Source organism: Pseudomonas sp. JL27(2026) (assembly GCF_056933555.1).
The window spans coordinates 440648-467055 of record NZ_CM167794.1; the positions used below are offsets into that span (position 1 = coordinate 440648).

The following is a 26408-nucleotide window of genomic DNA, read 5'->3' on the forward strand; positions in this document are numbered from 1 at the left end:
GTGAAACCGGTGGATGCGTTTTCACTGGAGTAGAGCGGTGGCCGCTGCGCGCCCAAGCGGGAGCAAGCTCCCTCGCCACAGGAACGGTGTTTGACGTTAGAACAGTCGGGAAAGCAGTGCAGTGACGGCCGTTTCAACCCGCAGGATACGATCGCCCAGTTGCACCGGTTGCAGGCCGGCCTTGGCCAGCAGGTCGATCTCGTAGGGAATCCAGCCACCTTCCGGGCCGATGGCCAGGGTAACGGGCTCGTCCAGGCCGCGGGGGCAGGGCGGGTAGTTGCCAGGGTGGCCGACGAGGCCGAGCGTGCCGTCGACGAGGGCGGGGAGGCGGTCTTCGACGAAGGGTTTGAAGCGCTTCTCGATGACAATCTCGGGCAGGACGGTGTCCCGCGCCTGTTCGAGGCCGAGGATCAGTTGTTCGCGAATGGCATCAGGTTCAAGGAACGGTGTTTGCCAGAAGCTTTTTTCAACCCGATAGCTGTTCACCAGCACCACCCGTGGCACGCCCATGGTAGCGACGGTCTGGAACACCCGGCGGAGCATTTTAGGACGCGGCAGGGCCAGCACCAGGGTCAGCGGCAGCTTGGCCGGTGGTGGCTGGTCGAGGCTCACCTGAAGCTCGGCTTCGTGGGCTTCCAGGCGCAACAGCTGCGCCGAGCCCATCAAACCGCCGATCTGCCCGACCCGCAGGCTGTCGCCGACCGCCGAGCGATGCACTTCCTGCATATGTGTCAGGCGCCGATCGCGCAGGATAACCCGGTCGGGCGCAATGAAATCGGCCTCTTCAAGGAGCAGCAGGTTCACGGTTGAGTCGCTGGCGGCTGGTCGTTGTGATCGTCAGCCGGTTGATCGTCCGGATGCTCGCCACGTTTGGTGATCAGGCTGCTGAACAGGATGCCGATTTCAAACAATAGCCACATCGGCACGGCCAGCAGGGTCTGCGAGAAGATGTCCGGCGGGGTCAGGATCATGCCGACCACGAAGCAGCCGATGATCACGTACGGACGGATTTTCTTCAGGTAGCTGACGTTGACCACGCCGATCCACACCAGCAGCACCACGGCCACCGGGATCTCGAACGCCACGCCGAAGGCGAAGAACAGCGTCATCACGAAGTCGAGGTAGCTGGTGATGTCGGTCATCATTTCCACGCCGGCCGGGGTGGCGGAGGCGAAGAACTTGAAGATCAGCGGGAACACCAGGAAGTAGGCAAAGGCCATCCCGGTGTAGAACAGCACGATGCTCGACACCAGCAGCGGCACGGCGATGCGTTTTTCATGCTTGTACAGGCCTGGCGCGATAAAGCCCCAGATCTGGTGCAGGATCACCGGGATCGCCAGGAACAGCGACACCATCATGGTCAGTTTCAGCGGCGTGAGGAACGGCGACGACACGTCGGTAGCAATCATCGTCGCACCGGCCGGCAGGTACTGGCGCAACGGCGTGGAAACGAAGGTGTAGATCTGCTGGGTGAAGGCGAACAGCCCGGCGAAGATGATGAAAATCGCCGCTACACAGCGCAGCAGGCGGGTGCGCAACTCGGTGAGGTGCGAAACCAGCGGCATGTGCTGGTCGTTTTCAGGAAGATCGCTCATGGGGCTCGCGGCGGCAATGTTGGGTCATGAGGGGCTGGCGCAGTGGTTGCCGCCGCAGGCGTAACAGGTTCAGCCGGTGTCGCGGCAACAACAGGTGCAGGTTCCACCGTTACTGCAACAGGTGCAGCCTCCGCGACCGGCGTCGGCGCATGAATCGTCTGTTCAACCACCGGCTCGACCGGTGTCGGTTGGGCCTGGGTCGGGTTGAGGATTTTTCGCGCTTCCTGCTCCAGCGACAGAATGTGTTCGTTGTGCAGTTGCCGACGGATCTCGTCGGCACCGATTTCACGTTCAACTTCCTGTTTGATCGCGTTGAAGCTGCGCTTCAGGCGCCCGACCCACAGGCCGGCGGTGCGCGCAGCGCCCGGCAGACGCTCGGGGCCCAGCACCAGCAGGGCAACGAGGCCGACAAGCAGCAGTTCAGAGAAGCTGATACCGAACATTAGTCTGTGCTCACGAGTCTTTGCGGATCGGCTCTTCGACTTTCTGGGCCTGCACATCAATGGTGTGCGGCTCATGCAGGGTCGAGGCCTGAGGTTGTACTGGCGGCGCAGGCTGTGCAGTCGGCGGCACGACAGGCTCGGCAGGCTTTTCGTCGTCGTTCATGGCTTTGCGAAAGCCCTTGATCGACTCGCCCACATCGGTGCCGAGGTTTTTCAGCTTTTTGGTGCCGAACACCAGTACCACGACGACCAGGATGACGATCCAGTGTTTCCAGTCAAAAATGCCCATGTTGCGTTCCTCTCTAAAAATGGTTCAGTCGGACGGGCGCGAGGCTTTCTCGACGTGTCCAGACAGCCCGAAGCGACGGTCCAGTTCATCCAGCACGGCCTGTGGGTGCTGCCCCAGTTGGGCGAGCATTACCATGCTATGGAACCACAGGTCGGCGGTTTCGTAGATTACATCGCTGCAATCTCCGCTGATGGCGGCGTCTTTGGCGGCGATGATGGTTTCCACCGACTCTTCGCCGACCTTCTCCAGGATCTTGTTCAAGCCCTTGTGGTACAGGCTGGCGACGTAGGAGCTGTCAGCGGCGGCGCCTTTGCGCTCTTCCAGCACTTGGGCCAGGCGGGTCAGGGTGTCAGTCATGCTTGTGGTCCGAATAAATGGCGTGCGGGTCTTTGAGCACCGGGTCGACCGTCTTCCAGTCGTCGTTTTCATAGACGCGATAGAAGCAGCTTTGACGGCCGGTGTGGCAGGCGATATCGCCGATCTGTTCGACCATCAGGATGATCACATCGGCGTCACAGTCCAGGCGCATTTCATGCAGGGTTTGCACATGCCCGGACTCTTCGCCCTTGCGCCAGAGCTTGCCACGCGAACGTGACCAATAGATGGCACGGTTCTCGGCAGCTGTCAGTTCCAACGCTTCGCGGTTCATCCAGGCCATCATCAGCACGCGCCCGGTCTTGTGATCCTGGGCAATCGCCGGCACCAGGCCATCTGCGTCCCATTTGATCTCGTCCAGCCAGTTTTTCATCTTCGACTCCGACACCCGGGCCCAACGTTCTCGTTGAGCCTCGACGATGTGAAACAGTGTGCCAGCCGATAACCCGGCTGGCTATCGGCGAACGATCAGATACAAACCCACGGCCACCATGATTCCGGCCGGCCAGTGGCCCAGTTCGCTCAGTGGCCCGCCCGCCAGCAATATCGCCCCACCTGCCAGGTGCGCGGTGCCAAGCAGGCGCAGGAACCAGTCGTCCTTGCGTCGGTGCCACGGCGGTGACGGATCGGCGGCGTGAGGTTGGGACATGCGTTCGAGCAGGTCGCGGGTCATGTTGGCCAGGTGCGGCAGTTGCTCGAACTGGCTGTGCAGGTTGCCCAGCAGGGCTTTGGGGCTGACGCGCTCGCGCATCCAGCGTTCGAGGAACGGCTGGGCGGTGTTCCACAGATCGAGGTCCGGGTACAGCTGGCGGCCCAGGCCTTCGATGTTCAGCAGGGTTTTTTGCAACAGCACAAGCTGCGGCTGGACTTCCATGTTGAAGCGTCGGGCCGTCTGAAACAGACGCATCAGTACCTGGCCGAAGGAAATATCTTTTAACGGTTTTTCGAAGATCGGCTCGCACACAGTGCGGATCGCCGCTTCGAATTCGTTGAGTTTGGTTTCTGCCGGCACCCAGCCCGAATCGATGTGCAATTGGGCGACGCGGCGGTAATCGCGCTTGAAGAAGGCAAACAGGTTGCGCGCCAGGTAGTCCTGGTCTTCGGGGGTCAGGCTGCCGACGATTCCGCAGTCGATCGCAATGTACTGCGGGCTCCACGGGTTAACAGTGCTGACGAAGATGTTGCCGGGGTGCATGTCGGCGTGGAAGAAGCTGTCGCGAAACACTTGGGTGAAGAAGATCTCCACGCCGCGCTCGGCGAGCATTTTCATGTCGGTGCGCTGGTCGGCGAGGGTCGCAAGGTCGGTGACCTGGATCCCGTAGATGCGCTCCATCACCAGCACTTTTGGCCGGCACCAGTCCCAGTAGACCTGTGGCACGTAGAGCAACGGCGAGCCTTCGAAGTTGCGTTTCAACTGGCTGGCATTGGCCGCCTCACGCAACAGGTCGAGCTCGTCGTAGATGGTTTTTTCGTAGTCCTGGACCACGTCCACCGGGTGCAGCAGGCGGGCGTCCGAGGAGAGTTTTTCGGCGGTACGAGCGAGTATGAACAGCCACGCCAGGTCCTGGGCGATGATCGGCTTCAGGCCCGGGCGAATGACCTTGACCACCACTTCTTCGCCGGTTTTGAGTTGCGCGGCGTGAACCTGGGCCACCGACGCAGAGGCCAGCGGTTCGACGTCGAAGCGGCTGAAGACTTCACTGATCTTCTTGCCCAGTTGTTCTTCGATCAGCTTGATCGACACCTGCGAATCGAACGGCGGCACGCGGTCCTGCAGCAACATCAGTTCGTCGGCGATGTCCTCGGGCAGCAGGTCGCGCCGGGTGGACAGGATCTGGCCGAACTTGATGAAAATCGGCCCCAGGTCCTGCAAGGCCAGGCGCAGGCGTGCGCCACGGCTCAGGTCCAGGGTTTTGCGTGGAAACCAGCGCCACGGCAGCGCATAACGCAGTGCCAGCAGGAACCACGGCAATGGCAGGGCGAACAGCAGGTCATCGAGGCGGTAGCGGATCACGACGCGCTGGATGCGCAACAAACGGCGGACGGCAAGCAGCTTCATGCGTTATCGCTTGAATCAAGGGATCGGGAAAGACGCTCGAAGCGCGCCTCAAGACGTTCCAGATCGAGTTTGATCTGGTCCAGTTCGCTGAACCGCGCTTCGGCTTCGTGCTGGCCAACAAGGGCCCGCGACTCTTCAGCGAGGTATTCGGCAAGGTTCTGGTTCAGGCTGGCGAAACCTTGCTGATACCAGCGTGCGCGGCTGCGCAGGTGCCCGCCAATCAGTTGGGTGGCGACCGGCCCGAGCCAGCGCGAGAGTTCGTACTCCCAGTCCAGCTCCAGGTCCTGAAGGACCGCCGCCAGTTCCAGCAGCACGCCGCTGTCACCGTTAAGCTCAACTTGGGGGCCATGCAGGATCGCGGCCTTGTCCTTGCTCATAGCCAGTTTCAGCAGGCTTGCGGCTGGCGCACGCAAGGTGCAATCGGCCTCGCTGGCCCATTGCGACGCCAGCATCAGGCCCTCGTCGCTCGGCAGGATAAACAGCTGCAAGGCCGGGCTGCGGCAGTCAACGGCAATCACCTTGCCGCTCAAATGCGCCAGGCGCGGCAACGCCGTACTGTCGAGACGCAGCACCCGGTTGAGGCCGAGTTCGACACTGGCGAGCAGGCCGGCGAGCAGCATCAGGGCTTGATGCCACGGTGCAGGGCGACAATGCCTGCGGTCATGTTGTGGTAGGTCACGCGGTCGAAACCGGCCTCGACCATCATCGACTTCAGGGTTTCCTGGTTCGGGTGCATGCGGATCGATTCGGCCAGGTAGCGATAGCTTTCCGGGTCATTGAGGATCAGCTTGCCGACCATCGGCATGAAGGCGAACGAGTAGGCGTCATAGGCCTTGGACATCAGTGCGTTGGTCGGCTTGGAGAATTCGAGTACCAGCAAGCGGCCGCCCGGCTTGAGCACGCGCAGCATGGAGCGCAGGGCGTCTTCCTTGTGGGTGACGTTGCGCAGGCCGAAGGCGATGGTCACGCAGTCGAAGTGGTTGTCCGGGAACGGCAGCTTTTCAGCGTCGGCCTGAACGAACTCGATGTTGCCGGCCACGCCCTTGTCCAGCAGGCGGTCACGACCGACCTTGAGCATGGATTCGTTGATGTCGGCCAGCACGACCTGGCCGGTCGGGCCTACCAGGTGCGAGAACTTGGCCGCCAGGTCACCGGTGCCGCCAGCGATGTCCAGCACGCGATTGCCGGCGCGTACGCCCGACAGCTCAATGGTGAAGCGCTTCCACAACCGGTGCATGCCACCGGACAGGACGTCGTTCATCAAGTCGTACTTGGCGGCTACCGAATGGAAGACCTCAGCGACTTTTTCCGCTTTCTGGCTTTCCGGAACGTTTTTGAAGCCGAAGTGAGTGGTGGGTTCGGCATCGCTGCCTTTGCGCTGATCAGTCATATCGCTGTCACCAAAAGAGAATGCGCGACATTCTAATCCCCAAGGCATGCTTTGTCTTGGAGTGGCTAAAGGTAAGATACGCAACCGCCGGGACGTTTTGACGCAGCACGGGTCAGAATGTTTGAGGCAAGTCCCGATAAAACAGGAGTCATCCAATGGCCCGTATTAGTGTTGAGCGTGCCCATGGCCTGGGTAAGGAAGCAGCCCGCGAGAAAGCCGACAAACTGGCAGAAAAACTGGCTGCGCAGTATGGGCTGGAGCCGCAATGGTCGGGTGACACCCTGAACCTCACGCGTCCAGGGGTAAAAGGCGCGGTTCATGTGGGCGATCGTTCGATCAAGGTCAATGTCGAGCTTGGCCTGCTGATGTCGGCCCTGAGCGGCACCATCAAGTCGGAAATCGAAAAGGCCCTCGATAAAGCCCTGGTGTGAGGCCCCACTCATATCTGTGGCGAGGGGACTTGCTCCCGCTGGGGTGCGAAGTGCCCCCAACGCCGGCACCGAATATTCTCAGGGATATCCGGCTGACTGTTTTGCGACTGCTGCGCAGTCGAGCGGGAGCAAGCTCCCTCGCCACAATAAATCTCGGACAGTCCCAAGAACTTGTGTCAGTTGTTAGGGTGCCGTTTCTAATTTTTCTCACTAATTTGTGCCTGAGCCCGACGCTTTCGCGGGCAGTTCCTCAAACCTTCTGCGCGTGAGGTGAACCATGGCCAAAGTACTTTTAAAGAAAAAAAGCGACGTTCAGACAACAGCGCTGGGCGACGTGAAATCGTATGCCCGCCGGATCTGGCTGGCAGGCCTTGGGGCCTACACCAAGGTCGGTCATGAAGGCAGCGAATACTTTCAAGAGCTGATCAAGGCTGGTCAGGCTGTTGAAAAGAAAGGCAAAAAAGTTGTGACTGAACAACTTGAAGCGGCCAACACTCAGCTTGATGAAGCCAAGAGTGAAGTCAGCACTTTCAAAGGCAAAGTAGAAGTGCAACTCGACAAGGTCGAGAGGGCGTTTGATACGCGTGTCGCCAGTGCCTTGAATCGCATCGGTATTCCGTCTAAACATGACGTTGAGACACTCTCTGCTAAGCTCGATGAGCTGACGGCATTGCTCGAACGTGTCGCGCGTAAACATTAAGGAGAACGGGATGGCTGGTAAAAAGAATACTGAAAAAGAAGGCAGCTCGTGGATCGGGAAGGTCGAAGACTACTCCCGCAAGATCTGGCTTGCTGGTTTAGGCGTGTACTCGAAGATCGACACTGACGGCAGCAAACTCTTCGATACATTGGTTAAAGATGGCGAGAAAGCCGAAAAGCTCACCAAGAGCGCAGTCGGCAAGAAAGTTGACGCTGCCAAGGACACCGCTTCTTCGGCCAAGTCGCGTATCAGTGGCGTCAAAGAGCGCGCACTGGGCAAATGGGATGAGCTGGAAGGGGCTTTCGACAAGCGCCTGAACAGCGCGATTTCCCGTCTGGGCGTGCCGAGCCGCAATGAAGTCAAGGCACTGCACAGCAAGGTCGATACGTTGACCAAGCAGATCGAAAAACTCACCGGTGCCAAGGTTGCGCCTATTGCGGCCAAAACCGCAGCGGCCAAGCCAGCAGCAAAAACAGCGGCCAAACCGCTGGTCAAGGCTGCGGCGAAACCAGCAGCCAAAACCGCAGCGGCCAAACCTGCCGCAAAAGCAGCTGCCAAACCGGTAGCGGCCAAAACCGCAGCAAAACCGGCTGCGGCGAAAAAACCGGCAGTCAAGAAACCTGCTGCTGCCAAACCCGCTGTAGCGGCGACTGTAACGGCCAGCCCGGCGAACTCCGCCTCGGCCCCGAGCCCTGCGGTCACCCCGACTGTTGCGCCGACTCAATCGACGCCATCCAGTCAGTCCTGATCAACCCGGGACATATAAAAACGCCCGGCCTGAAAAGGTCGGGCGTTTTTGTTTGTACTGAATGCATGCTGGAAAACACCACGACACCCACAGGGTTACTCGTGTTCTTCCAGGTACTGCAACGCCAATTGCTCGGTCGCGATTTTGGCCGGCGGCAGCAAGTGTGGCGCCACCAGCATCATGATCTGGTAAACCACCACCCGCACCTCACCCTCGCGGTCGAGAATTCGCTGGTAGTCCAATGAAAAAAGCAAGGTCATGGTGATCTGCTCCACCAGTTGCCCGAGCGCCTGGGTGTCGCTGACCAATTGCCCTTGAGCCTTTAACCGCGCCAGCAATGAGGCCAGCGTGCGCTTCAAGGCATTGAGCAGGTTGCGGATGCCTTTGGCCAGTTTGGGCAGGCGCCCGGCCAGGTTAGACAGGTCCTGGAACAGAAAGCGGTAATGCGCCAGGCGTTCGACGATAAGGTGCAGAAACAGCCAGTAGTCTTCCGGGGCCAGTTGCACATCGGCGGGCGGATCGAGCAACGGGGTCAATTCGTTCTGGAAACGTTCGAACAGACCGAGGATCAGCGGTTCCTTGCCGTGGAAGTGGTAATAGAGGTTACCGGGGCTGATCCCCATCTCATTGGCCACTTCCATGGTGGAAACGTTCGGCTCACCTTTCTGGTTGAACAACAGCAGTGCACATTCGAGGATCCGGTCGCGGGTTTTCATCCAGTCTTCTTAATGGTCAAGTCGTGCCACAGTCAGGGTTCTGGCCGTGGCTCAGTTAAGTCAGCGAACGCGCACATACGTGCCTGGCGCCGCCTCCATCGGTGGATAGTTCTGGTTGCCGAGGGTCATCAGGGTTTCATGCTGGGCGCCCGAGCGTTCCTGGATCCAGCCCAGCCATTGGGCCCACCAACTACCGTCCACATGCTTGCCGTCGTAGTACCAGGCCCGAGGGTCACTGCTCAGTTTCGGGTTGTCGATGTAGTTGGCCTTGGGGTTGCTCGGCGGGTTGAGGATGCTCTGCACGTGGCCGCTGTTGGACAGCACGAAGCGCCGCTCGCCGCCCAGTAGCAGGGTCGAGCGGTAGACCGCGTCCCACGGAGTAATGTGGTCGTTGATGCCGGCCACGCTGAAGCTGTCCACGGTGACTTTCTGTAAATCGATGGGCGTGCCACAAACCTCCAGTCCGCCAGGGTGGCCCAGTGGGTTGTGTTTGAAGAAGTCCAGCAGGTCACCATGAAACGCCGCCGGCAGCCGGGTGTTGTCGTTGTTCCAGTAAAGGATGTCGAAGTCCGGTGGCTCCTTGCCCAGCAGGTAGTTGTTGACCCAGTAGTTCCAGATCAGGTCGTTGGGGCGCATCCAGGCGAAGACCTTGGCCATATCGCGGCCGTCCAGCACACCTTGCTGGTAGGAGCGACGCTTGGCAGCTTCAAGGGTCTGTTCGTCGGCGAACAACGTCGCCGGGCTGTCGATCTGGCTGTCGAGAAGGCTGACCAGGTAGGTCGCGCTGGAGATGCGCCGCAGTTGCCGTTTGGCTTGCAGGTGGCCTTGCAACGCGGCGATGGTCAGGCCGCCGGCGCAGGCGCCCATCAGGTTGACCTCGCGGCTGCCGGTAATCGCCCGGCAGACATTCATGGCTTCTTCCGCGGCTTCAACGTAACTCGACAGGCCCCATTCGCGGTGGCGAACGTCCGGGTTGCGCCAACTGACCATGAACACTTGCAGGCCGTTTTTCAGTGCGTATTGCACGAAGCTGTTCGAAGGGCTGAGGTCGAAGATGTAGTACTTGTTGACCTGCGGTGGAACGATCAGAAGCGGTTTTGCGTACTGCTTTTCGCTCATTGGCTTGTACTGCATCAGCTCCAGCAGTTCGTTGCGAAACACCACCGAGCCGGCCGTCGTGGCCACGGTTTTTCCGACTTCAAAAGAATGTTTGGTGACCTGGCTCGGCAAGCCGTTGTTGTGCAGCAGGTCATCGACCAAATGGCTGATCCCGCGCACCAGACTGTGGCCGCCGGAGTTGAACAGCTCTTTGACGGCCAACGGGTTGAGCAGGGTGTTGGATGGCGATACCGCATCGTTGAGCAGGGCGAAGGCAAAGTGCGCGCGAGCCCGGTCGTCCTCGCTCATGGCGCTTTCGTCGATCCAGCTTTTGACTTGCTTCTGCCAGCTCAGATAGGCCTGCAAGCCGCGGCGGTAAAACGGATTCAGGCTCCAGCTCGGGTCGGCGAAGCGACTGTCGTTCGGGTTGGGTTTGTGCAGGGTTTCACCCAGCAGTACGCGGCCCAACTGGCCGCCGAGGGCCAGGGCGTGACGAGCGCTGTGGACCGGATGACGCAATCCATGGGCCGCCACGTGTCGCAGGGTAGAGAGCAGATCCCGGCCGCGCAGACCGGTGATCGCACTCTGGGCATTGATGAATGCGGCGGGTGTAGGCAGGGTGCCCGGCGCTGGTTTTTCTCGCATGAGTCAACACTCCTTCGTCAAGCCATCAGGACATCAATCCAAGACAGACAACATAGTCGGTCCCGGCCTCTCTTGCGTAGTCAACGATCCTGTCGACCGGCGCAAGGTGTCAGGTTCTGCCGAACGGTGTCGGGTGCGGGTGCATTACTGCCCGCTGACGCTCTTCCTCAAGAAAGCTCATGATGATCGGGGCGACCGCTTCGGCTCGGGTAATCAGGAACAAATGCCCGTCGTCGATTATGTGTAGCTGGGCGTTGGGAATTCGCCAGGCAAGCAGGCGCATATTGATCAGGGGGATCAGCGGGTCGTCGTCGCCGGCCAGCACCAGGGTCGGCTGATGGATCTTGTGCAGCCAGTGAATACTGGTCCAGCCAAGACCGGCGAACAGCTGCCAGTAATAGCCGAGCTTGCCTGCCGAACGAACCTTGCTGGCGTGTTCGGCGGCCAGGGTCGGGTCACGGCGAAAGGAGCCGCCGTAGATCATCGGCGCAATGCGGATCACGTGGGAGGGCTGAATGTAGCGTCGCGGGCTGGCCATCATCCACAGCACTTTCGGCTTGCCCGGCACCATCACCGTGCCGGCGGCCGTGGCAGCAAGCACCAGTTTTTTGCAGCGCTCCGGATAGTCATAGGCGAACTGCTGGGCCAGCGCTCCGCCCCACGAAACACCGACCACGTTGACCTGGCCGTAGTCGAGGTAATCGAGCATCCGGGCGGTCAGTTTCGCCAGGCCGGGAAAGCGGTATGGTCGGCTCGGTGTCGACGAGCCGCCGACCCCCGGCACGTCGAAGGCGATCACTTCCAGGTCCGGGTCCAGCGCCTGGACGAACGGAAACACCAGCTCCAGGTTGGCGCCGATGCCGTTGAAAATCAGCAAGGGTGTCAAGTGAGGCTTGCCGGGGCGTACCGCGGTGCGGATGGTTTGACCATCCAGGTCGACAGTACGAAATACGAACGGTTGCGGCATGCTTCAGGCCCTGTGGGGTGGTATCGCTATCTCATCTTTACTGTGGGAGCGGGCTTGCTCGCGAAGGGGCCATAACATCCAACACATTCATTGACTGTCAGACCGCTTTCGCGAGCAAGCCCGCTCCCACAGGTGTCAGTTACCGCTCATGCACATAAGTACCGGGTGCCGCTTCACCGGCCACATAGGCCTTGTTGCCCAGGACGGCCGGGGCCTTTTTCAGTTTCCCCGAGCGCTCGGCCTGCCAGGCCTGCCAGTGCAGCCACCAGGAGTCGGTGTGTTTGGTCGAGTTTTCCTGCCAGTCCTCTGCCTTGGCCGGCATCTCGGTACTGGTCATGTAGCGCGATTTCGGGTTGCCCGGCGGGTTCAGAATGCTCTGGATATGGCCGCTGCTGGACAGCACGAATTCGACTTTGCCGCCAAACAGTTGCGCCGACTTGTAGCAGGACTTCCAGGGTGTGATGTGGTCGTTGGTGCCGGCCAGGGAAAAGATATCGGCGGTGACCTGCTTGAGATCGATTGGCGTGCCGCACACTTCCAGTGCATTCGGGCGGATCAGCGGGTTACTTTTGAACATCTCGATCAGGTCGCCGTGGAACGCGGCGGGCAGTCGTGTGGTGTCGTTGTTCCAGAACAGGATATCGAACACTGGCGGCTCGTTGCCCAACAGGTAGTTGTTGACCCAGTAGTTCCAGATCAGGTCGTTGGGGCGCATCCAGGCGAAAACTTTCGCCATGTCCCGGCCTTCCAGTACGCCTGCCTGATAGGAGTGGCGCTTGGCGGCTTCCAGGGTTTGTTCGTCGACGAACAACGCCACGTCACTGTCCAGGGTGGTGTCGAGCACGCTCACCAGCAGGGTCAGGGCGTTGACCTTGTTCTCGCCAAGGGCCGCGTAGTGGCCCAGCAGCGCGGTGCAGGTGATGCCGCCAGAGCAGGCGCCGAGCATGTTCACGTCTTTGCTGCCGGTGATCGCCGTGACAACGTCTACCGCTTCCTTGAGCGCTTCGATGTAAGTCGACAGGCCCCATTCGCGTTGTGCCTTGGTCGGGTTTCGCCAACTGACGATGAAGGTCTGAACGTTGCTGCGCAGGCAGAAACGCGCCAGGCTTTTGTCTGGACTCAGGTCGAATACATAGAATTTGTTGATCTGGGGCGGTACGACCAGCAACGGGCGCTCATACACTTGTTCGGTACTTGGCCGGTACTGGATCAGCTCCAGCACGTCGTTGCGAAACACCACGGCACCTTCGGTGACGCCCAGGCTCTTGCCGACTTCGAAGGCGCCCATGTTGACCTGGCTCGGCATGCCGCCGTTGTGCACGATGTCCTTGGCCAGATGGGAGAGGCCGTCGAGCAGGCTTTTGCCGCCGGTCTCGAAGAAGCGTTTGACCGCTGCCGGGTTGGCCGCCGTGTTGGTCGGGGCCATGGCTTCGGTCATCAGGTTGATCACGAAGTGCCCGCGGCTGATGTCCTGGGCCGAAAGGTTGCTCTCACCGATCCAGTCGTGGAGTTCCTTGCGCCACGCCAGGTAGGTTTGCAGATAACGTTTGTAGAGCGGGTTCTGGCTCCAGGCCGGATCGCTGAAACGACGATCATCGCCCTGGGGTTGCAACTCGGATTTGCCGAGCAGCACATTCTTGAGCTCCAGGCCGAAATGCGCGACATGCTTGACGCTGTGAATGGGTTGTTTGATGGCCTGGGTCAGCACCATTCGAGCAGAGCCCAGCAGATCCTTTCTGCGCAAGCCGATAACTGGATTAAGCCCCAGGGTGTTTTCCGAGGCTTGGCGTTTCAGGTCATCGTTGTTCTTGTTACTCATCTACGACGCTCCATTGTCCTGAGACGAGTACCGGACCTGCTGTGTAGTCACACAGCAAATGCCAGGTACTACTGCTCGGGTGACCGTTAATTCTGCATCGCTGCTTTTTAATACACAGAGCACTGCAGGGAACTTGCCAGCTCCATTGGTTACCCGAGTTTAAATTTTTTCGCAAGCGGGCCGATCCTCGGCACCGCAGCGGAGCATTCAAACAGATGAAATTAGAAAATGCCCTCTAAAAAGGCCTGAGGCTTGAGCTAGAGCATCAGCTTGACGACAGACTCGTTCGGATCGCGGGACTTTCCGGCCGCTTTGAGTTCGGCAAGATAGTCGGCCCAGAGTGCGTCATAACGTCGCGCCAGCTGGTAGAGATATTCCCAGGTGAACAGGCCGCTGTCGTGGCCGTCGTCGAAGGTCAATTTCAGTGCGTACTGACCAGCCGGCTCGACCTTGTTCAGGCCTACGCCGATTTTGCCAAATTGCAGGATAGGTTTGCCGTGGCCCTGGACCTCGGCGGAAGGAGAGTGCACACGCAAAAACTCTGCGCTCAGGTGATAAACCTCATCGGGCGCGTATTTCAGCTCCAGGGTTTTCGAGGCTTTGTGCAGCTTGATATCGGTGGGGATTTGGGTCATGGCCGGATGTCCGATTTGTAGGAGACCTATTGAACACCACAGTTCACATGTGGGAGCGGGCTTGCTCGCGAAGGGGCCTTAACATTCAGTATCAATGTTGAATGTCAGACCGCTTTCGCGAGCAAGCCCGCTCCCACAGGGTCCGCTAACACTATAAGTTTGGCTTACAGGATATAACGGGACAGGTCTTCGTTCTGCGCCAATTCGCCGAGGTGGCTGTTGACGTAATCGGCGTCGATGCGGATCGGCTGGTCGGTGTGGGCGCTGGCCAGGTCGGCGGCGCTGAACGACACCTCTTCAAGCAGACGCTCCAGCAAGGTGTGCAGGCGACGGGCACCGATGTTCTCGGTTTTCTCGTTGACCTGCCAGGCGATCTCGGCCAGACGCTTGATGCCGTCAGGCAGGAACTCGATGGCCAGGCCTTCGGTTTTCAACAGCTCGCGATACTGCTCGGTCAGGGACGCGTGCGGCTCGCTGAGGATGCGCTCGAAGTCCTGCGGCGTGAGGGCCTTGAGTTCGACGCGAATCGGCAGGCGACCTTGCAGTTCGGGCACCAGGTCGCTTGGCTTGCTCAGGTGGAACGCGCCGGAGGCAATGAACAGGATGTGGTCGGTCTTGACCATGCCCAGTTTGGTGTTGACGGTGCAGCCTTCAATCAGCGGCAGCAGGTCGCGCTGGACGCCCTCGCGGGAGACGTCGACGCCACCGGAGTTACCGCGCTTGGCGACCTTGTCGATTTCGTCGATGAACACGATGCCGTGCTGCTCGACCGCTTCCAGGGCCTTGGCCTTGAGCTCTTCCTCGTTGACCAGGCGACCGGCTTCTTCGTCACGCACCAGTTTGAGCGCTTCCTTGACCTTGAGCTTGCGGCTTTTGCGCTTGCCCTTGCCCATGTTGGCGAACAGGTTCTGCAACTGGTTGGTCATTTCTTCCATGCCCGGTGGCGCGGAGATGTCGACGCCGGCCATTTCGGCGACTTCGATTTCGATCTCCTTGTCATCCAGCTGACCTTCGCGCAGGCGCTTGCGGAACAGTTGGCGGGTGTTGGAATCCTGGGCGGGGGCTTCGTCGTTGTTGAAACCCATGCGTGCCGGTGGCAGCAGCGCGTCGAGGATACGATCTTCGGCGGCGTCTTCGGCGCGGTGGCGAACCTTGGTCATTTCCTGTTCGCGCAGCAGTTTGATTGCCGCGTCAGCCAGGTCACGGATAATCGATTCAACGTCACGGCCGACATAGCCGACTTCGGTGAATTTGGTCGCTTCGACCTTGATGAACGGCGCATTGGCGAGTTTGGCCAGGCGACGGGCGATCTCGGTTTTACCGACACCGGTCGGGCCGATCATCAGGATGTTCTTGGGCGTTACTTCAACGCGCAGCTCTTCAGGCAACTGCATCCGACGCCAGCGGTTACGCAGGGCGATAGCGACGGCGCGCTTGGCATCGTCCTGGCCGATGATGTGGCGACTGAGTTCATGGACGATTTCGCGGGGAGTCATTGGCATGATAATGGGGGGTCCTCAAGCAAGAATGAATGCCGTGGCGCTAGGCCTTTACAGGCTTACTCGCTGAGGTCCTGCTCCTCAATGGTGATGTTGTGGTTGGTGAATACACAGATGTCGCCGGCGATGCCGAGTGCGGTCTCGACGATTTCCCGGGCCGACAGATCGGTTTTCTTCAGCAGGGCGCTGGCAGCCGCTTGTGCGTAACCGCCACCGGAGCCCATGGCGATCAGGCCTTCTTCGGGCTCAACCACGTCACCGTTGCCGGTGATGATCAGGGAAGCGTCTTTGTTGGCGACCGCAAGCATGGCTTCGAGGCGGCTGAGGGAGCGGTCGGTGCGCCATTCTTTGGCGAGTTCGACGGCGGCGCGCACCAGGTGACCCTGGTGTTTCTCGAGCTGGCCTTCGAAACGTTCGAACAGGGTGAAGGCGTCAGCCGTGGCCCCGGCGAAACCGGCGATGACTTCACCGTGGTACAGGCGACGAACTTTTTTCGCGTTGCCTTTCATCACGGTGTTGCCGAGAGAAACCTGGCCGTCGCCGCCCATGACGACTTTGCCGTGGCGGCGAACTGAAACGATGGTGGTCAAGGGAAGAGTCTCCACGCAGCGGGGCGAAAATGCCTTATGCCAACTCATATGGGGGTGGTGGAGCGTTTTTCAACTGTAGGACGCGGCGGGGGACGAGCGGTGTGTCATTTGCGAAGGAGAGTGCAGGTGAATCCCTGTGGCGAGGGAGCTTGCTCCCGCTGGAGTGCGTGGCACTCCAAAATCAGGCCACTGCGGTCTATCAGATAGACCGCAGTGGCCTGATTCACGACTGCTTCGCAGCTGGACGGGAGCAAGCTCCCTCGCCACAAAAGCAGATTATGTCTGCCAGTAAAGTGGGATCAGCGGCTCTGGCGTTGTTGTAACAACAGGTTGCTGAAGCCGCTGCCCGCCAGTTGTTTCTGGGCGGTGGTCAGTTGTTCGCGGTTGCTGAATGGGCCAACCAATACCCGATACCACGTCTCGTCCTTCACCGTGCCGGATTCCACCGATACTGCCTGGCCCAGCAGAATGATCTGCGCCCGGACCTTGTCGGCATCGGCTTCCTTGCGGAACGAACCGGCCTGCAGGAAGAACTTGGTCACCGGTGCGGCTTTCGCCACGGGAGGCGCTGGCGGCGGGGTGACGCCGCTCAGGGCTGCCTGGGCGCGGGCGGTGTCGATCTTCGCCGCTTCGGCCGGCGTGACCGGTGCTACCGGCGCAGTCTGCGGCGTCGGCAGGGTTTTTTCAGGCACCGCCTCCGGTGGCACGATGACCTCCGACTCCGGCAGCAACGTGTAGAAGTCGTATTTAGGCTTCACCGGTTGCGTCGGGCTCGGCGGGGTCTTGTTGGCCTCGGCGATCTTCGTGGCTTTCTGTTGTTCGATTTTTTCGCGCTTGACGCTCTCGCTGCCCTTGCCCGGCTCCAGTTTCATCAAAAATACGATGAACGCACCGACCGTCAGGCCGATGGCCATCCACAGCCAGCCCGGGATCGGTTGCTTTGCAGGAGCTTGGTAACGGCTGGCGCCACGCTTGGGTGCAGGTTTTTTCTTGGCAGCCAACTTACATACGCTCCAGAGTTTCCAGGCCCAAGAGTTCCAGGCCTTGCTTGAGAGTGCGGCCGGTCAGCGCGGCAAGGCGCAAACGGCTCTGCATTTGCTCCGGTGTTTCGGCGCTGAGGATCGGGCAGTTCTCGTAGAAACTGGAGAACAGGCCGGCCACGTCATACAGGTAAGTACACAGCGTGTGCGGTGTGCCCTTGTCGGCCACGTTGTTCAGCACTTCACCGAACTGCGCCAGTTTGGCCGCCAGTTCCTGCTCGTGAGCGGCGTCGAGCACGATCTGCCCTTCGACTTTGCTGAAGTCCTGGCCGAGTTTGCGGAACACGCCGGCCACACGAGTGTAGGCGTACAGCAGGTACGGTGCGGTATTGCCTTCGAAATTGAGCATCAGGTCGAAGTTGAAGCTGTAGTCGCTGGTGCGATGCTTGGACAGGTCGGCGTATTTCACCGCGCCAATGCCCACGACTTTGCCGATGTTGCGCAGTTCGGCTTCGGCCAGCTCCGGGTTCTTTTCCTTCACCAGCGTGTAGGCGCGCTCTTGGGCTTCGGTCAGCAAATCGATCAGCTTCACGGTGCCGCCGTCACGGGTCTTGAACGGGCGACCATCGGGGCCGTTCATGGTGCCGAAGCCCATGTGCTCCATTTCCATCGGGTGGGTCACGAAACCGGCCAGACGCGCCACCTGGAACACTTGCTGGAAGTGCAGGGCCTGACGCTGGTCGACGAAGTACAGCGCACGATCAGCCTTCAACACGCCACTGCGGTAGCGCACGGCCGCGAGGTCGGTGGTGGCGTAGAGGTAGCCGCCATCGGCCTTGACGATGATCACGGGCAGCGGCTCGCCGTCGGCGGTCTTGAACTCATCGAGGAACACGCACTGCGCGCCCTTGCTCTCGACCAGCATGCCCTTGGCCTTGAGGTCGTTGACCACGTTGATCAGGTCGTCGTTGTAGGCGCTTTCGCCCATGACGTCGGCCATGGTCAGTTTGACGTTCAGCAATTCGTAGATTTTCTGGCAGTGGGACAGGGAGATGTCCTTGAACTTCGTCCACAGTGCCAGGCAATCCGGGTCGCCGGCTTGCAGCTTGACCACCAGGCCACGGGCGCGGTCGGCGAACTCTTCGGATTCGTCGAAACGCTGCTTGGCGGCGCGGTAGAAGTTCTCCAGGTCCGACAGCTCGTCGCTGGTAATCGGGTTTTCCTGGAGGTAGGCCATCAGCATGCCGAACTGGGTGCCCCAGTCGCCCACGTGGTTCTGACGGATCACGGTGTCGCCGAGGAACTCCAGTACCCGCGCCACGCCGTCACCGATGATGGTCGAACGCAAGTGGCCGACGTGCATCTCTTTGGCCAGGTTCGGGGCCGACAGGTCGATCACGGTGCGCTGCACCGGGCCGGCCTTGCGCACGCCGATGCGGGCATCGGCCAGGGCGGCGTCCAGGCGCGAAGCCAGGGCCTGGGTGTTCTGGAAGAAATTGAGGAAGCCCGGCCCGGCGATTTCGGTCTTGGTGACGTTTTCGTCGGCAGGCAGCGCAGCGATGATCTTTTCCGCCAGGTCGCGCGGTTTCATGCCGGCAGGTTTGGCCAGCATCATGGCGATGTTGCTGGCGAAGTCACCGTGCGTCTTGTCGCGGGAGTTCTCCACCTGAATCGCCGGCGTCAGGCCTTCAGGCAACACACCGTCGGTAACGAGTTGGGTGAGGGCTTGCTGGATCAACTGGCGAATGGTGTCTTTCATGGTCTTCTCTTTCAACCGCAGAGCGGCGGCGCATGGATGCGCAGGTGGAAAAACTGGGCATTATCCGTTGCCAGGTCTGGCTTGCCAACCATAGCAGGCAGGTTATGGATATGTGGTGACAAATCGGGCGCCTTCGCGAGCAAGCCCGCTCCCACAGGTATTTTGTACCAGACGCATATAGGTGAGCACTGCAGATCCACTGTGGGAGCGGGCTTGCTCGCGAAGGCGATCTTCAAATCAATACAGATCGACCGGGTCGACATCCAAAGACCAACGCACCGCCCGCCCGCTCGGCATCTGCTCCAAAGCCAGCAACCAGGCGCTCAACAGCCGATGCAACGGCGCCCGGGCGGTGGCTTGCAGCAACAGCTGCGCACGATAACGCCCGGCCCGGCGCTCCATTGGTGCCGGCACCGGCCCCAGCAGCTCGATACCGCTCAGATGCTGCTCGGCCAGAAGTCGCTCGGCCTCGCTGCACGCCTCATCGAGGAACCCTTCGGCCTGCCCCGGTTTATGCGCTTCGGCCCGCAGCAGCGCGAGATGTGCAAAGGGTGGCAGCCCGGCGGCGCGGCGTTCGCTCAAGGCCTGCTCGGCGAAGGCGAAGTAGCCTTGTTCGGTCAGTTGTACCAAGAGCGGATGGTCAGCCAGGTGGGTCTGGATGATCACTTTGCCCGGCTCTTCGGCCCGGCCGGCCCGCCCGGCAACCTGAACGATCAACTGCGCCATGCGCTCGCTGGCGCGGAAGTCGCCGGAGAACAGTCCACCATCGGCATCGAGAATCGACACCAGTGTCACCCGAGGGAAGTGATGGCCCTTGGCGAGCATCTGAGTGCCCACCAGAATGCACGGTTGCCCTTTCTGTATGGTTGCGAACAGCTGATTCATCGCGTCTTTTCGCGAGGTGCTGTCGCGGTCGACGCGCAGCACCGGGTAGTCCGGGAACAGAATCCCCAGCCGCTCCTCGGCGCGTTCGGTGCCGGCGCCCACGGGCCGTAAATCGACTTTGCCGCAGGTCGGGCAATGCCGCGGCACGCGTTCAACGTAACCACAATGGTGGCAGCGCAGCTCGCCGGAGCGCTGGTGCACAGTCATTCGCGCATCGCAGCGCTGGCACTCGGACATCCAGCCGCAATCGTGGCAGAGCAGGGTCGGCGCAAAGCCGCGACGGTTGAGGAACACCAGGACCTGCTGGCCAGCGGCGAGTGTCTGGCCGATGGCTTGTTGCATCGGCCCGGAAATGCCGCTGTCCAGTGGACGGCTTTTCACGTCCAGGCGCAGGAAGCGTGGTTGTTTCGCCCCGCCGGCCCGTTCGTTCAGGTGCAACAGGCCGTAACGCCCGGTGTAGGCGTTGTGCAGGCTTTCCAGGGAAGGCGTGGCCGAGCCGAGGACAATCGGGATGTTTTCCTGGCGGGCTCGTACCAATGCCAGGTCGCGGGCGTGGTAACGCAACCCTTCCTGCTGTTTATAAGAGCCGTCGTGCTCTTCGTCGATGATGATCAGCCCGGGGTTTTTCATGGGCGTGAACAGCGCCGAGCGGGTGCCGATAATAATGTCGGCGTCACCATCGCGTGCAGCGAGCCAGGATTCCAGGCGTTCGCGGTCGTTGACTGCCGAATGCACCAGGGCGATGCGTGCATTGAAGCGTTGCTCGAAGCGCGCCAGGGTTTGCGGCCCCAGGTTGATTTCAGGGATCAGCACCAGCGCTTGCTTGCCGGCTTCGAGGGTTTCGCGGATCAGTTGCAAATAGACTTCGGTCTTGCCGCTGCCGGTGACACCGGCCAGCAGAAATGGATGGAAGCTGTCGAGATCGGCGCGGATCGCTTCAAATGCGCTGCGTTGCTCCGGGTTCAGCGGCAGTTCCGGCTGCGCCAGCCAGTGTTCATGGCGCTCGCCGGGGGCATGTTTGCGGATTTCCACCTGTACGAGGTCTTTGGCCAGCAGCAGGTCAAGGCTGTCTTTGCTTAACATCAGCTTGCTCAGCAACTGATGGGCGACACCATGGGGGTGCTGGGCCAGGGTCGCGAGCGCCTCGCGCTGGCGGGGGGCGCGGGCGATGCGCGGGTCATCGAGCCTGGCGCCCGGTGCGACCGACCAGAAGCGTTCCTGGCGCGCTTCGGCCAGTTCGCCCTGACGCAACAACACCGGCAGTGCCCAGCTCAACGTGTCGCCGAGGCTGTGCTGGTAATACTGGGAGGTCCACAGGCACAGCTTGAACAGCGCGGGCGGCAGTGGCGGCGTGGCGTCGAGCAGGGCCAGCGCCGGTTTGAGCTTGTCGGCCGGGACTTCGCTGTGGTCGGTGACTTCCACCAGGATCCCGATCATCTCGCGGCGGCCGAACGGTACCCGCAGTCGCATGCCCGGATGCAACTGGGCGCGCAGGACACCGGCAGGGGCGCGGTAATCGAAGAGGCGGCGCAGGGGCGAAGGCAAGGCGAGGCGCAAAATGGCGTCGGGCACGCGGGGGGATCTCATTGAACGGGCAATAAATGAAAGGCTGTGCGCCTAACCTGTGGGAGCGGGCTTGCTCGCGAAGAGGGCCTCTCAATCAGCATTTATGTTGTCTGACATAACGCTTTCGCGAGCAAGCCCGCTCCCACAGGGATGGTGCTGAGTGCCGGGAGCCTAGCAGACAGCCGGAACGAGCGACAGCTTGCGTGATCGCAAAGGTCTGGTAGAATCCGCGGCCTAATTACGTGCGGTATTCAACAATAGTGTTGAGTGGCGGCACGCTAGCCCGAGGAAGACACCATGAAAGCCGATATCCATCCAACATACGAAATCACCGCAGTTACCTGCAGCTGTGGCAACAAGTTCGAAACTCGTTCGAACCTGGCCAAGCCTCTGGCGATCGACGTATGCAACGAGTGCCACCCGTTCTACACCGGTAAGCAGAAGACTCTGGATACTGGCGGTCGTGTACAGAAGTTCGCCGATCGTTTCGGTGCTTTTGGCAAAAAGGCCTAAGGCTGATCATTTTGAGAAGCCGTTTCGGCTTCTCAAGATTGATAAAAAAGGCGTCCCTGGTGGGCGCCTTTTTTATGCCTGCGATTTGGCCTGGCAGCGTGCGTAGGGAGATGGTTTACCGGCAATAGCGATTTCATTGACGTCCTTGCGGACAAGTCGGATCGCCGCGCCGCTTCCTCCTGCAAGGGCTTTGATTCCATGTTTCTGTACTGAAAGCAGTGCAGGCCGGCTTCACAGGCTTTACCGTGCCCGGCAGGCGTGTGAGCAAAGTTCAATGCAATTCGGGCAAGGGTTTTGGCAGTGTCACCCGGCAGGTTTGTACTGTGCGTTGCACCCAATATGGCCGGTGGGTGCGAGCGGTCCTGGCGTGAACCGCTCAAAGGCCCGCAGCTTTGAGCGCTTGGCTGAGGAGGGATCACTTGCCGAGTTCCAGCGCTGGCCTCTGCTGGGGCAAGTTGATTGTCGCCATTGATCCAAAGATCGGGCCAAAAACCCATTGATCATAAAAAATTGTAGACATTTTTATTATCAATTGTGAACAGTTGAGCCCTTGTGTTCCGTGGCTCTTGGCCCAAAGTCGTAGGGCAGGGCCCTTGACAGGGGTGACCGGTCAGTCTTGTAGGGACTTTGCGACACGAGTATCCTCGGCGATCCGTCTGTCCAACAGTAAAAGCGGAATGCCCACATGTCTGATTTGAAAACTGCCGCTCTCGAATATCACGCCCATCCTCGTCCAGGGAAGCTGAGTGTCGAGCTCACCAAGGCCACCGCTACCGCCCGCGATCTGTCGCTGGCCTACAGCCCCGGCGTAGCCGAACCAGTACGCGAAATCGCCCGCGATCCTGAACTGGCCTACAAATACACCGGCAAGGGCAACCTGGTTGCAGTCATTTCCGATGGCACCGCAATTCTCGGCCTGGGTAACCTCGGCCCATTGGCTTCCAAGCCTGTGATGGAAGGTAAAGGCGTGCTGTTCAAGCGCTTCGCCGGTATCGACGTTTTCGACATCGAAGTCGACTCCGAAAGCCCGCAAGCCTTCATCGACACCGTCAAGCGTATCTCCATCACCTTCGGTGGCATCAACCTGGAAGACATCAAGGCACCTGAGTGCTTTGAGATCGAACGTGCCCTGATCGAACAGTGCGACATCCCGGTGTTCCACGATGACCAGCACGGCACCGCCATCGTGACCGCTGCCGGCATGATCAACGCCCTGGAAATCGCTGGCAAAACCCTGCCGGACGCCAAGATCGTCTGCCTGGGTGCCGGTGCGGCGGCCATCTCCTGCATGAAACTGCTGGTGAGCATGGGTGCCAACATCGAAAACATCTTCATGGTTGACCGTACCGGTGTGATCCACTCCGGCCGTGACGACCTGAACCAGTACAAGGCTGTCTTCGCTCACGCGACCGACAAGCGCACCCTGAGCGATGCCCTTAAAGGCGCAGACGTGTTCGTCGGCTTGTCCGGCCCGAACCTGCTGAGCGCTGAAAACCTGTTGCTGATGGCGGCCAACCCGATCGTGTTCGCGTGCTCGAACCCTGATCCGGAAATCGCTCCGGAACTGGCTCACGCCACCCGTAACGACGTGATCATGGCCACCGGTCGTTCGGACTACCCGAACCAGGTCAACAACGTACTGGGTTTCCCGTTCATCTTCCGTGGTGCCCTGGACGTTCGCGCCAAGCGTATCAACGAAGAAATGAAAGTGGCTGCCGCCAACGCCCTGCGTGAACTGGCCAAGCTGCCAGTGCCACAGGAAGTGTGCGACGCCTACGGCGGCATCAAGCTGGAATTCGGTCGTGAGTACATCATCCCGAAACCAATGGATGCGCGCCTGATCACCGTGATCTCCGATGCTGTGGCCAAGGCCGCCATCGAGACCGGCGTAGCGACCCTGCCGTATCCGAAGAACTACCCGCTCAAAAGCGTGGATGACGTGTTCAACGGCTAAGCCGTTGTAGCGCTTCAACAAAAAGCCCCGACTCTCGCGAGTCGGGGCTTTTTATTGCCTGTGGTTTTGTGGTGTTGGTGATGTCCCCTTTACGAGCAGGCTCCCACATTGGAATGCGTCCTCCTGTGGGAGCGAACCTGCTCGCGAAGACGGCCTGACATTCGCCACTTTTCTGGTCAATGCTGACAATGCCATAGGCAACAAAAAGCCCCGCGCTTCTCTCGAAGGCGGGGCTTTTTGATTTGGCTGTGCGATCAGAAGAGATCGATTGGCGCCGCTTCATCTGCTGGCAGCGGGCTGCCCGGTGCGTTGCCGTTGCCCAGTTCGTTGACCGATGGCGGCGTGTCTTCGCTTTTGAACAGCTCGAAGTACGCGTTCGGCGTGCCCGGCGTCGCGGCACGGCCGCTGATCGGGTCGACCCGCAGGCTGAGAATGCCTTCAGGCTCGGCCTGGGTGTGCGCCGGTTTGTCCTTGAGCGCGGCGCCCATGTAGCTCATCCAGATCGGCAGCGCGACCGTGCCACCGTATTCGCGGCGCCCGAGGCTTTCAGGCTGGTCGAAACCGGTCCAGACCGTGGTCACGTAGTCGGCGTTGTAGCCAGAGAACCAGGCGTCCTTCGATTCGTTGGTGGTGCCGGTCTTGCCCGCCAGGTCAGTACGACCTAACGCCAGGGCGCGGCGCCCGGTGCCCAGTTTGATCACGTCCTGCAGCATGCTGGTCAGGATGTACGAGGTACGACCATCGATGATCCGCTCGGCCACGGCCGGTGTTTGCACCGCAGCCTGCGTGCCTGGCGCTTCACCTGGCGTCGCGTTGACCGTGAAGGTGTCGGCGGCAGGCGCGGCGATTCCGCTGGTGGCAGCGTCGCCCTTGGGCACGCTGGCCGGGTTGGCGGTGAACAGTGTGTCACCGTTGCGGCTTTCGATCGTGTCGATGATGTACGGGGTGATTTTGTAACCGCCGTTGGCGAACGTGCTCCAGCCGGTGGCAATTTCCATCGGCGTCAGCGTGGCGGTGCCCAGGGCCAGCGACAGGTTGCGCGGCAGGTCCTGCTTGTTGAAACCGAACTTGCTGATGTAGTCGATGGTGTGATCGACGCCCATCGCTTGCAGCAGGCGGATCGACACCAGGTTGCGCGACTTGTAGAGCGCCTCGCGCATGCGGATCGGGCCGAGGAAGGTGTTGGTGTCGTTCTTCGGGCGCCAGACCTTGTCCAGGTACTCGTCGACGAACACGATCGGCGCGTCGTTGACCAGGCTGGCCGGGGTGTAACCGTTGTCCAGCGCGGCGCTGTAGACGAATGGCTTGAAGCTTGAGCCCGGTTGACGCTTGGCCTGCATCGCGCGGTTGTAGTTGCTCTGCTCGAAGGCAAAGCCGCCGACCAGCGCCCGGATGGCGCCGTTGTCCGGGTCCAGCGACACCAGTGCGCCTTGGGCGACCGGGATCTGATTGAACTTCAGCGAGTTGTCAGCCTGGCGCTGAACGCGGATCAGGTCACCGACCTGTGCCACGTCGGACGGCTGCTTGGGGTTTGCGCCCATGCTGTTGGTATTCAGGAACGGGCGGGCCCACTTCATGCTGTCCCAAGCGACATGTTCTTCGCCGTTGCGGGTCAGGACCTGTACGCCATTCTTCTCGACCTGGGTGACGATGGCCGGCTCAAGACCGCTGATCGTACGTTGTTTCGTCAGCTCCGCCGCCCAGGCTTCGCGGGTCTTGCCCGGCAGGCGGGACTCGGGGCCGCGATAGCCGTGGCGCTGATCGTAGGTCATCAGGCCTTCATGCACGGCGGTGTTGGCGATTTCCTGCAGGTTGCTCGGCACCGTGGTGGTGACGCGGAAACCTTCGGTATAGGCATCGCTGCCGTAGCGCCCGACCATTTCGGCGCGGGCCATTTCAGCGATGTACGGCGCGTTCACTTCCGGCGTCGGCACATGGTAGCTGGCGTTCAGCGGCTCGTTGATCGCGGTCTGGTAAGACGCTTCGTCGATTTTCCCAAGCTTGTACATCCGCCCCAGGATCCAGTCGCGGCGCTCTTTGCTGCGCGCCGGGTTTGCCAGCGGGTTGAAGCGCGACGGCGCTTTGGGCAGGCCGGCGATCATCGCCATCTGCGCCAGGCTGACATCGCGTATCGATTTGCCGTAGTAAACCTGCGCGGCGGCTTCGATGCCGTAGGCGCGGTTGCCCAGGTAGATCTTGTTGACGTACAGCTCAAGGATCTCGTCCTTGGTCAGCTGACGTTCGATCTGCAAGGCCAGGAGAATCTCGGTGGTTTTGCGCGAAAAGCTGCGTTCGCTGCTCAGGAAGAAGTTCTTCGCCACCTGCATGGTGATGGTGCTGCCGCCGGACTGAATGTGCCCGCTTTTGACCAATTGTGTCGCGGCGCGCATCAGGCTGCTGGGGTCGACGCCGTAGTGATTGGCGAAATTGTCGTCTTCAGCACTGAGTAACGCATTGATGAAATTGGGTGGAATGTCGGCGAAACGGATCGGAGTTCGGCGCATTTCGCCAAATTCTGCGATCAATTTTCCGTCGCTGCTGTAGACCCGCAAAGGAATCTGCAACTGAATACTTCTCAGGGCCTCCACGGATGGCAAACCCGGACTAAGGTAAAGAAAAGCGCCACTCAGACCCAGAAGCAGTCCGCAGAAAACAGCGACGATGGACCACCCGAAAAATTTCAGCAGACGAATCAAGGCTTTTGGATATCCACAGCAAGGAATGAGTTTGGCGTCAGGGCATCACGGTAAAC

General features: G+C 60.4%; 25 protein-coding genes. 5 read left to right on the forward strand and 20 right to left on the reverse strand.

Translation table 11 applies throughout. The annotated features are described in order from the left end of the window. Positions 1–96: 96 nt before the first annotated feature. The 9 genes from AC1Z1G_RS01995 to ubiE all read right to left on the reverse strand — a co-directional run bounded on the left by AC1Z1G_RS01995 (position 97) and on the right by ubiE (position 6151). Positions 97–804, reverse strand: a complete 708-nt coding sequence (locus AC1Z1G_RS01995; RefSeq protein ID WP_483624423.1) for a 16S rRNA (uracil(1498)-N(3))-methyltransferase — start codon at positions 802–804, stop codon at positions 97–99. Then, complete coding sequence (gene tatC, locus AC1Z1G_RS02000; RefSeq protein WP_347903371.1) at positions 801–1595, reverse strand: twin-arginine translocase subunit TatC; 795 nt, start codon at positions 1593–1595, stop codon at positions 801–803. Before tatC ends, AC1Z1G_RS01995 begins: the two co-directional genes overlap by 4 nt. Continuing rightward, positions 1592–2038 carry a Sec-independent protein translocase protein TatB gene (gene tatB / locus AC1Z1G_RS02005; protein ID WP_483624426.1) on the reverse strand — a complete coding sequence of 149 codons (447 nt, stop codon included), beginning with the start codon at positions 2036–2038 and terminating at the stop codon, positions 1592–1594. The genes tatC and tatB overlap by 4 nt, the downstream gene beginning before the upstream one ends. A 10-nt stretch (positions 2039–2048) precedes the next feature. Next, the gene (locus AC1Z1G_RS02010; RefSeq protein ID WP_483624428.1) at positions 2049–2327 is read right to left on the reverse strand and encodes a twin-arginine translocase TatA/TatE family subunit; all 279 of its coding nucleotides are present in this window, start codon (positions 2325–2327) and stop codon (positions 2049–2051) included. A 24-nt stretch (positions 2328–2351) separates the two neighbouring features. Then, positions 2352–2684, reverse strand: a complete 333-nt coding sequence (locus tag AC1Z1G_RS02015; RefSeq protein ID WP_483624430.1) for a phosphoribosyl-ATP diphosphatase — start codon at positions 2682–2684, stop codon at positions 2352–2354. After that, entirely contained in the window at positions 2677–3075 is a 399-nt protein-coding gene (hisI, locus tag AC1Z1G_RS02020) for a phosphoribosyl-AMP cyclohydrolase (RefSeq protein ID WP_483624432.1), read from the reverse strand. The genes AC1Z1G_RS02015 and hisI overlap by 8 nt, the downstream gene beginning before the upstream one ends. 81 nt (positions 3076–3156) lie before the next feature. Then, positions 3157–4761: a ubiquinone biosynthesis regulatory protein kinase UbiB gene (gene ubiB / locus AC1Z1G_RS02025; protein ID WP_483624434.1), complete on the reverse strand. Its 1605-nt coding sequence runs from the start codon at positions 4759–4761 to the stop codon at positions 3157–3159. Further along, positions 4758–5381 carry a ubiquinone biosynthesis accessory factor UbiJ gene (locus AC1Z1G_RS02030; protein WP_483624436.1) on the reverse strand — a complete coding sequence of 208 codons (624 nt, stop codon included), beginning with the start codon at positions 5379–5381 and terminating at the stop codon, positions 4758–4760. Before AC1Z1G_RS02030 ends, ubiB begins: the two co-directional genes overlap by 4 nt. Then, complete coding sequence (gene ubiE / locus AC1Z1G_RS02035) at positions 5381–6151, reverse strand: bifunctional demethylmenaquinone methyltransferase/2-methoxy-6-polyprenyl-1,4-benzoquinol methylase UbiE (RefSeq protein ID WP_095078001.1); 771 nt, start codon at positions 6149–6151, stop codon at positions 5381–5383. The genes AC1Z1G_RS02030 and ubiE overlap by 1 nt, the downstream gene beginning before the upstream one ends. 155 nt (positions 6152–6306) lie before the next feature. Here ubiE and AC1Z1G_RS02040 point away from each other — a divergent pair, with 155 nt between their 5' ends. From AC1Z1G_RS02040 to AC1Z1G_RS02050, 3 genes are all read left to right on the forward strand, one after another. Further along, complete coding sequence (locus tag AC1Z1G_RS02040; RefSeq protein WP_483624438.1) at positions 6307–6582, forward strand: polyhydroxyalkanoic acid system family protein; 276 nt, start codon at positions 6307–6309, stop codon at positions 6580–6582. 277 nt (positions 6583–6859) lie between these two features. Beyond that, positions 6860–7282 (forward strand): phasin family protein, encoded by a 423-nt coding sequence (locus AC1Z1G_RS02045; protein WP_483624440.1) that lies wholly within the window; start codon positions 6860–6862, stop codon positions 7280–7282. A 10-nt stretch (positions 7283–7292) separates the two neighbouring features. Continuing rightward, a complete protein-coding gene (locus tag AC1Z1G_RS02050) occupies positions 7293–8030 on the forward strand; it encodes a phasin family protein (protein WP_483624442.1) in 738 nt (245 codons plus the stop codon). A 95-nt stretch (positions 8031–8125) separates the two neighbouring features. Here AC1Z1G_RS02050 and AC1Z1G_RS02055 read toward each other — a convergent pair whose 3' ends face one another. The 10 genes from AC1Z1G_RS02055 to AC1Z1G_RS02100 all read right to left on the reverse strand — a co-directional run bounded on the left by AC1Z1G_RS02055 (position 8126) and on the right by AC1Z1G_RS02100 (position 21195). Then, positions 8126–8746, reverse strand: coding sequence for a TetR/AcrR family transcriptional regulator (locus AC1Z1G_RS02055; RefSeq protein WP_483624444.1), 621 nt, complete (start codon positions 8744–8746; stop codon positions 8126–8128). A 60-nt stretch (positions 8747–8806) separates the two neighbouring features. Continuing rightward, complete coding sequence (phaC, locus tag AC1Z1G_RS02060; protein WP_483624446.1) at positions 8807–10489, reverse strand: class II poly(R)-hydroxyalkanoic acid synthase; 1683 nt, start codon at positions 10487–10489, stop codon at positions 8807–8809. Between the two features lie 109 nt (positions 10490–10598). Continuing rightward, positions 10599–11456: a poly(3-hydroxyalkanoate) depolymerase gene (gene phaZ, locus AC1Z1G_RS02065; protein ID WP_483624448.1), complete on the reverse strand. Its 858-nt coding sequence runs from the start codon at positions 11454–11456 to the stop codon at positions 10599–10601. A 139-nt stretch (positions 11457–11595) separates the two neighbouring features. After that, positions 11596–13275 carry a class II poly(R)-hydroxyalkanoic acid synthase gene (gene phaC / locus AC1Z1G_RS02070; protein WP_483624450.1) on the reverse strand — a complete coding sequence of 560 codons (1680 nt, stop codon included), beginning with the start codon at positions 13273–13275 and terminating at the stop codon, positions 11596–11598. Positions 13276–13532: 257 nt separating this feature from the next. Continuing rightward, the gene (locus AC1Z1G_RS02075; protein ID WP_483624452.1) at positions 13533–13910 is read right to left on the reverse strand and encodes a gamma-butyrobetaine hydroxylase family protein; all 378 of its coding nucleotides are present in this window, start codon (positions 13908–13910) and stop codon (positions 13533–13535) included. A 164-nt stretch (positions 13911–14074) separates the two neighbouring features. Continuing rightward, complete coding sequence (gene hslU, locus AC1Z1G_RS02080) at positions 14075–15412, reverse strand: ATP-dependent protease ATPase subunit HslU (protein WP_483624454.1); 1338 nt, start codon at positions 15410–15412, stop codon at positions 14075–14077. Between the two features lie 56 nt (positions 15413–15468). Further along, positions 15469–15999, reverse strand: a complete 531-nt coding sequence (hslV, locus tag AC1Z1G_RS02085; RefSeq protein ID WP_483624456.1) for an ATP-dependent protease subunit HslV — start codon at positions 15997–15999, stop codon at positions 15469–15471. A gap of 299 nt (positions 16000–16298) precedes the next feature. Continuing rightward, positions 16299–17000 carry an SPOR domain-containing protein gene (locus AC1Z1G_RS02090; RefSeq protein WP_483624458.1) on the reverse strand — a complete coding sequence of 234 codons (702 nt, stop codon included), beginning with the start codon at positions 16998–17000 and terminating at the stop codon, positions 16299–16301. A 1-nt stretch (position 17001) separates the two neighbouring features. Then, the gene (gene argS / locus AC1Z1G_RS02095; protein ID WP_483624460.1) at positions 17002–18738 is read right to left on the reverse strand and encodes an arginine--tRNA ligase; all 1737 of its coding nucleotides are present in this window, start codon (positions 18736–18738) and stop codon (positions 17002–17004) included. A 237-nt stretch (positions 18739–18975) separates the two neighbouring features. Further along, positions 18976–21195, reverse strand: a complete 2220-nt coding sequence (locus AC1Z1G_RS02100) for a primosomal protein N' (protein ID WP_483624462.1) — start codon at positions 21193–21195, stop codon at positions 18976–18978. Positions 21196–21486: 291 nt separating this feature from the next. On the opposite strand from AC1Z1G_RS02100, the gene rpmE reads away from it, so the two are divergent. Together rpmE and AC1Z1G_RS02110 are read left to right on the forward strand one after the other, a co-directional pair. Further along, a complete protein-coding gene (rpmE, locus tag AC1Z1G_RS02105) occupies positions 21487–21702 on the forward strand; it encodes a 50S ribosomal protein L31 (protein ID WP_054595223.1) in 216 nt (71 codons plus the stop codon). A 685-nt stretch (positions 21703–22387) separates the two neighbouring features. Next, entirely contained in the window at positions 22388–23656 is a 1269-nt protein-coding gene (locus tag AC1Z1G_RS02110; RefSeq protein ID WP_347903399.1) for a malic enzyme-like NAD(P)-binding protein, read from the forward strand. A gap of 254 nt (positions 23657–23910) precedes the next feature. Here the strand turns inward: AC1Z1G_RS02110 and AC1Z1G_RS02115 are convergent, their stop codons facing one another. Further along, the gene (locus AC1Z1G_RS02115; protein ID WP_483627731.1) at positions 23911–26349 is read right to left on the reverse strand and encodes a penicillin-binding protein 1A; all 2439 of its coding nucleotides are present in this window, start codon (positions 26347–26349) and stop codon (positions 23911–23913) included. Between the last annotated feature and the right edge of the window lie 59 nt (positions 26350–26408).

Excerpts from the sequence above, each read along its gene's own strand:
- tatC (WP_347903371.1), bottom strand. The coding sequence starts at position 1,595 with ATGAGCGATCTTCCTGAAAACGACCAGCACATGCCGCTGGTTTCGCAC.
- phaZ (WP_483624448.1), bottom strand. The coding sequence starts at position 11,456 with ATGCCGCAACCGTTCGTATTTCGTACTGTCGACCTGGATGGTCAAACC.
- AC1Z1G_RS02030 (WP_483624436.1), bottom strand. The coding sequence starts at position 5,381 with ATGCTGCTCGCCGGCCTGCTCGCCAGTGTCGAACTCGGCCTCAACCGG.
- AC1Z1G_RS02075 (WP_483624452.1), bottom strand. The coding sequence starts at position 13,910 with ATGACCCAAATCCCCACCGATATCAAGCTGCACAAAGCCTCGAAAACC.
- argS (WP_483624460.1), bottom strand. The coding sequence starts at position 18,738 with ATGAAAGACACCATTCGCCAGTTGATCCAGCAAGCCCTCACCCAACTC.
- AC1Z1G_RS02055 (WP_483624444.1), bottom strand. The coding sequence starts at position 8,746 with ATGAAAACCCGCGACCGGATCCTCGAATGTGCACTGCTGTTGTTCAAC.
- phaC (WP_483624450.1), bottom strand. The coding sequence starts at position 13,275 with ATGAGTAACAAGAACAACGATGACCTGAAACGCCAAGCCTCGGAAAAC.
- rpmE (WP_054595223.1), top strand. The coding sequence starts at position 21,487 with ATGAAAGCCGATATCCATCCAACATACGAAATCACCGCAGTTACCTGC.
- AC1Z1G_RS02010 (WP_483624428.1), bottom strand. The coding sequence starts at position 2,327 with ATGGGCATTTTTGACTGGAAACACTGGATCGTCATCCTGGTCGTCGTG.
- AC1Z1G_RS02040 (WP_483624438.1), top strand. The coding sequence starts at position 6,307 with ATGGCCCGTATTAGTGTTGAGCGTGCCCATGGCCTGGGTAAGGAAGCA.
- tatB (WP_483624426.1), bottom strand. The coding sequence starts at position 2,038 with ATGTTCGGTATCAGCTTCTCTGAACTGCTGCTTGTCGGCCTCGTTGCC.
- AC1Z1G_RS02015 (WP_483624430.1), bottom strand. The coding sequence starts at position 2,684 with ATGACTGACACCCTGACCCGCCTGGCCCAAGTGCTGGAAGAGCGCAAA.
- AC1Z1G_RS02110 (WP_347903399.1), top strand. The coding sequence starts at position 22,388 with ATGTCTGATTTGAAAACTGCCGCTCTCGAATATCACGCCCATCCTCGT.
- AC1Z1G_RS02050 (WP_483624442.1), top strand. The coding sequence starts at position 7,293 with ATGGCTGGTAAAAAGAATACTGAAAAAGAAGGCAGCTCGTGGATCGGG.
- AC1Z1G_RS02045 (WP_483624440.1), top strand. The coding sequence starts at position 6,860 with ATGGCCAAAGTACTTTTAAAGAAAAAAAGCGACGTTCAGACAACAGCG.
- ubiE (WP_095078001.1), bottom strand. The coding sequence starts at position 6,151 with ATGACTGATCAGCGCAAAGGCAGCGATGCCGAACCCACCACTCACTTC.
- hisI (WP_483624432.1), bottom strand. The coding sequence starts at position 3,075 with ATGAAAAACTGGCTGGACGAGATCAAATGGGACGCAGATGGCCTGGTG.
- hslU (WP_483624454.1), bottom strand. The coding sequence starts at position 15,412 with ATGCCAATGACTCCCCGCGAAATCGTCCATGAACTCAGTCGCCACATC.
- phaC (WP_483624446.1), bottom strand. The coding sequence starts at position 10,489 with ATGCGAGAAAAACCAGCGCCGGGCACCCTGCCTACACCCGCCGCATTC.
- ubiB (WP_483624434.1), bottom strand. The coding sequence starts at position 4,761 with ATGAAGCTGCTTGCCGTCCGCCGTTTGTTGCGCATCCAGCGCGTCGTG.